The organism is Microcystis sp. M109S1 (assembly GCF_020247025.1).
GTDB lineage: Bacteria > Cyanobacteriota > Cyanobacteriia > Cyanobacteriales > Microcystaceae > Microcystis.
The window spans coordinates 1-5,529 of the sequence record NZ_JADBRW010000395.1 but is presented as its reverse complement, the minus strand read 5'-3'; the positions used below and the strand labels follow the sequence as shown (position 1 = coordinate 5,529).

The window sequence follows — 5,529 nt, the reverse complement described above, 5'->3', positions numbered from 1 at the left end:
TCTGTTGGTTCCCCAATCTAATACATCTGTCTGTCTTCGTCGCAGTTGTTGGCCGTTTTTTCTAACCAAGCAAGATAGTCTTGTTCGTATAAGTCTTTAGTTGTGGTCAGGTATCAGGTTTTTATTTTTTTGACGCTTATCTGACCTGAAAAAAGAGGGTTTGCAGGCAGGCACGGATTCCCATTCTATATATAAGTATCTGTCAAGTGCGGGGATTTGTCAAGGTTTTTTTTGAGGAAATCTGCCAGAATTTGGCCTGTAGGAAAGACAAGTGATCGCCAGATATTGGATAGGTATAGAAACGCGGGATAAGAGATTGTTTCACTTTTCCCTGTGAGCTACAATAAGCAGATGAGCAAGAGGATAGGATTACGGGAGTTTTGACAATGCGGTTACTACGGGTTCAAGTTCCTGATTTTCGAGTGTTAAAGAATATTGATATTAGTTTTGAGAAAGACTTTTTTCCCCAGATCTTCCCTATCGGTAGTCAAAATGGCGGTGGCAAAAGTACCCTTCTACAATTAATTTTTATCTTGCTTCATTGTTCTGGTGATCCAGAAAAAATAGAATACGTTGTAAATTTACTGCATCGATGTCAACTAGAAGATGAGTTAGACCAGAAACCCTTGGCTATTTTTGAAATTTTAACCGACAATCGGGAAGAAGTGAAACTAGAATTTTTTATTTGCAGCGATGCCTATGTAAAAAATTTACTATCTAACCTTGACGGACAAAAAGAAGATTTAGATACTGTTAACGTTGATGATTTAAAAAAATTACAGAACATTGAACAAAAAATCAAAAAGCTAAATGGGCAACGTGAAAGACTCAAAAACATTGAAAAAAAACTTACAAGCTTATTGAAGCTAGAAGATGAAATAGAAAGAAACAAATTAAGTCGAGATTTATTTGCCCAAGAAGAACTCAATTTTTTATTTGATTTAGACATAATGTCAACAATAGATAGATTCTTAGATGAATATCCAACAAATTTTTTAAAAATAATAATGGATGCTATTCAAGATAAACTAGGGATGACGAATTGTCAAATATACATTGATGCTCATCAATCTCAAACATTACTAAAGCAAACAAAAATAATTAAAAATATTTTGGAAAGAAATGGGTTGGTATATCTTTGTCAAGCCAATAACCAGAAAAATCAAGAGATATTTTTGCTGTGTAAATTTAGTCAAGCCATCCAAGAAGAATTTCAATTATTCATGAAAGAATTATCCTCAAAAATATTTTTAGCAGCACCTTCAACGCAAGTTTTTATCTTTTTACCTAAAGCTACAAACAAGAGTCTTTTTCAGATAAATCAAGGGAATCCAGACTCTAGTAACTATTATTTAGCCATGGCAGATATTAAAAAGAAACTTAGCAACTTATTTACCTACGATTTTCTGCCCGTTGAGCTATTGATTAATTACTTTATCATGGCTCGTGATCAAGATTTTGCTCAAGCTATAGAAACGGGTGAATATGGAAATAATTATCAACTAATACGGCAAAACTTAAATTCAATTTTATCCGACAAAGAAATTAATTTAGATAAAGATATATCGGGGATTACCTTTAAATTCAAAGGAGATATAAACGGAGAAGAATTATATCCAGAGGATTTGAGTCATGGGGAACTGAAGCGATTAAGTATCTATCTGTGGCTAAAGTATCGTAGGATAAAAGATGCGATTGTATTGATGGATGAAATTGAGATTGCTCTCCATCCCGACTGGCAATATAAAATTATTGAGGACTTGCAGGAATGGGAACCTAGCAATCAATATATCTTAGCCACTCATTCCTATGAACTCTGTCAAGCTTTAACTCCCGCTCATGTTAAAGAGATAGAACCGAAACTATTTAAATAAAGATTGAGAAACTAACCCATGAGTCTTAGGGAAACAGAACTTTTAGAACATTGTCAATTTATTCTGGCAAACCGTCAAATTCGTAATAAATTTGTCATCCTCTGTGAAGGGGAAATCAAAAAAACTGCCGGCAGGTTATCTCCTCAATCCTATCGAGCTATGGAAGATTTTCCCGATGCTAATTTTTATAAAGCTTGTGTTCCTAGGGATTGGAGACAAAAGATACCGACTTTTTTTAACTGTGGTGATAGAAATGATGTTTTAAATACTTACTTTCATCTTTTGCGTTTGCATGAACAGAACCCAGAAGCTTCTTATTTAAATCCCCAGCAGCTTTTCGCTATCGTCGATTTGGACTTACAAAATAAAAGTTTAGATGATTTCTACCCATTTAAGGATTTAGAGGAAATTTTTGAGGACTTATATGAAAAATCACTGATTAAAGTCAATCAGGTTGGACAGCATAGAATCTGGGTAACGGGATTGATTCATAAAGAGTCCTATTTTATTTTCCCCGATATTCAATCAATTCTTAGCGAACATTCGGCTGTTTATCGAGATTCCGCTGCTAGACTAGAAAAGATTTATCTTGATATGGCAGATAAAATTAAGGATGATGCCGATTTAAAAAATAATTTTTCCAGAGTTAAAGGGAGAATCTCTCATTGTCAAAACCTAGAGCTATCGGAAGTGGAGAAATTACAGCTATCTTGGCAAAAACAATATCAAGTTAGCCACGACAATAGCCAATCGGAATTAGTGCTGGCTCTGTTGACTATCAAAAAAGCGAAGCAATATTGGTTACAAGTTGAACCTCCAGGGGACTATACATCACCCCCAGAAAGATATAGAGAACAACTGGCATTACAAATAGGAAGATTCTATTCCGACAATAGCGATAATCCCAGCTGCCATATTTCCCATCTCCTAAAACTGCTGAAGCTAGAATTAAACCCCAGGGAGCAGGAATAAATCTAATCGCATTATCTGACCTGAAAAAAGAGGGTTTGCAGGCAGGCACGGATTCCCATTCTATATATAAGTATCTGTCAAGTGCGGGTATTTGTCAAGGGTTTTTCTGAAAAAATCTGCCGGAATTTCAGGGTAGAAAATCGGAATCGAGGATTTGTTCGGGACTATAGGGGCAGCTTTCGGCAAAGATAGCGGCCGGTAATTCGCTTTTTTGTCGGACTCGCTTCACTGCTTTGGGGTAAATAACGGCGATTCTGGTTAAAAAATAGTTATAAAGGGTTTTTGACTCCAATAAAAGTTCTAATTCCACCCGAAAGTTACCGATTTCGTCCTGCCATCCCCTCGCACATCTTTCTCGTTCCTCCGGCCAGTATTGGTAGAGAAGCAGATGAATGAGTAATTGCAGGAGATAACTATCTACTTTATGTCTCTGTTCATTCCCCAAAGCTTCGATTTCTTCCCTGAGATGTTCCCAATCTAATAAATCTGTCTGTCTTTGTCGCAGTTGTTTGGCCGTTTCTTCTAACCAAGCAAGATAGTCTTGTTCGTATAAGTCTTTAATTGTCATCCCCTGTCTTCTTTATTCCTTGCGCTTATTTGACCTGAAAAAAGAGGGTCTGTAGGCAGGCACGGATTCCCATTATATATATAAGTATATGTCAAGTTTCGGTATTTGTCAAGGGTTTTGACAGTAGAAAGGGAGAAAACTTTTAGCAATACACTTGTTCTAACATAGCGGCAGTGAGAGATTTTTGGCCGTGATAATAGAGACGACGATTGAGACAACCGATCGATTTAACATAGGTAGATAGGGTTCCCAGATCGTGGGAAATAATTAAAATGGTCATCCACTCATTCAATTCTTGCAACAGGGAAAAAATACTAGCACGCATTTGGGGATCGACACTGGCAGTGGGTTCATCTAAAATCAAGAGACGGGGTTCTACCGCTAAAGCGCGAGCGATATAAACCCGTTGGCGCTGTCCTCCCGAAAGTTCAGCAATCGACCTTTTTTTCAACGCTAACATTCCCACACTATCTAAAGCTTTATCTACCCTTACCTCATCTTTTTTACTATAGCCTTGCCAGAGTTTTTTGCTGCTCAATCTCCCCATTTTCACCACCTCACCCACAGTGATGGGAAATGAGCGATCGCATTCGACAAACTGAGGCACATAACCGACTAATTCCCGACCTTTTTGGACACTTTGCCCCAAAATACTGACTTCTCCACGCCAAGGTTTAATTAATCCCAGTAAAACCTTGAGGAGGGTAGTTTTTCCTCCTCCATTCGGGCCGATAATTCCCAGAAAATCCAATTCCTGAATGGTTAAATTAATATCTTCGAGGATGGGTTCCTGTTCGTAGCCGGCCCAGAGATTACTAATGGTAATGATCGTTGACATATACAAGCAATTACTGATTTAAAACTGTGGCCATTTTTTGGGAAACTTGTCGCAGGTTTTCACTCCAATTTTGAGCAAAGGCACTAATAGGGATTACCTGTCCCCCAATTTCCCTCGCAATAGTTTCGGCACTTTTCTGGCTAAATTCTGGTTGAGCAAAAATAACTTTAATATTCTCTTTTTTTGCCTGTTTGATTAGTTGACTTAACTGGGCAGCACTCGGTTCATTGCCTTCGATTTCGATCGCAATCATCTCTAAACCGTAATCTTGGGCAAAATAGCCCCATTCGGGATGAAACACCATAAATTTTGGGTTTTTGACCCCTGCCAAGTTTTGCCGAATTTCTTGATCTAATGCGTCTAATTCCTGACGGAATTTTTCCAAGTTAGCCCGATAGATAGCTTCCTGACCCGGATCGAGTTGTGCTAGGGTTTGATAAATAGTCTCTGCTTGTGCTTTGACTCGTTTTGGTGATAACCAAATATGGGGATCTAGGGTGTTTTTTCCAGCTTGATGTTTTTCTTCCTTGCTGTGATCGTGATCATGTTCTGCTGTCAAAGGGATTTTATCTACTCCTTGACTGGTATCGACGATTAACATCTGTTGGTTAACACTGTTTAAGCGATCTTTCCAAGCATCTTCTAAGGATACACCGATTTTAAAGTAGGCTTGCGATTGGGCTGTGGTTTTTAATTGTTCCGGTTTTGGTTCATAGGTGTGGGGATCTGTCCCGGGTTGAATCATGGCATTAACACTGACTCTATCACCGCCGATGCGTTTGACAAAATATTCCTGCGGTACGATACTCACTGTCACCTGTAAGGGTGTCGTTGTTTCCTTTTCCTTGACCGAGGGACCACTACAAGCTGTTAAGCTGGCTATAGTCATTGTTAAAGCGATCGCTGTTAACTGGAAATTTTTACCCATCGGATTAACTGAGTCTGATTATGATTCTCATCTTATCACAGTCGGTGAGAATCGTTATCATTCTGAAAATCTCTCGGTATAGATGTACTGGGTTTTCGTCCTTCGATCTTTCGCTGCCAATTAAAAAATTTTCTCTTGCTAACTAGGGCTTGACATGATATTATATAGATAATGGAAAATCCGTGCGCCTGCGACCCCCCTCTGGTCAAGTCAAATAAAGCCCAAAAAAATTAACCCCAAAAAGTAGTCGGTGAACTGAAAACTCACAACTGATAACTGATAAGCTGTTGACTAAGTAGGGAGGCACAATTATTTGTCGGATGGGTTAGCGGTAGCGTAATTTATGGGG

The 5,529-nt window shown here is 38.3% G+C and carries 5 protein-coding genes and 1 pseudogene; 2 read left to right on the top strand and 4 right to left on the bottom strand.

Annotated features, from left to right (window positions below; all coding sequences use genetic code 11):
* Window positions 1-110: pseudogene (locus IM322_RS23525) on the bottom strand (DUF29 family protein); the annotation flags it as partial.
* Window positions 111-386: 276 nt separating this feature from the next.
* On the opposite strand from IM322_RS23525, the gene IM322_RS19525 reads away from it, so the two are divergent.
* Complete coding sequence (locus IM322_RS19525) at window positions 387-1,874, top strand: AAA family ATPase (protein WP_287672463.1); 1,488 nt, start codon at window positions 387-389, stop codon at window positions 1,872-1,874.
* An 18-nt stretch (window positions 1,875-1,892) separates the two neighbouring features.
* Entirely contained in the window at window positions 1,893-2,846 is a 954-nt protein-coding gene (locus IM322_RS19520; RefSeq protein ID WP_271973762.1) for a hypothetical protein, read from the top strand.
* Between the two features lie 127 nt (window positions 2,847-2,973).
* Here the strand turns inward: IM322_RS19520 and IM322_RS19515 are convergent, their stop codons facing one another.
* The 3 genes from IM322_RS19515 to IM322_RS19505 form a co-directional block, all read right to left on the bottom strand.
* Entirely contained in the window at window positions 2,974-3,414 is a 441-nt protein-coding gene (locus IM322_RS19515) for a DUF29 domain-containing protein (RefSeq protein WP_287672462.1), read from the bottom strand.
* Window positions 3,415-3,556: 142 nt separating this feature from the next.
* Window positions 3,557-4,252, bottom strand: coding sequence for a metal ABC transporter ATP-binding protein (locus IM322_RS19510; RefSeq protein WP_158199701.1), 696 nt, complete (start codon window positions 4,250-4,252; stop codon window positions 3,557-3,559).
* A 10-nt stretch (window positions 4,253-4,262) separates the two neighbouring features.
* The gene (locus IM322_RS19505; RefSeq protein WP_287672460.1) at window positions 4,263-5,180 is read right to left on the bottom strand and encodes a metal ABC transporter solute-binding protein, Zn/Mn family; all 918 of its coding nucleotides are present in this window, start codon (window positions 5,178-5,180) and stop codon (window positions 4,263-4,265) included.
* Between the last annotated feature and the right edge of the window lie 349 nt (window positions 5,181-5,529).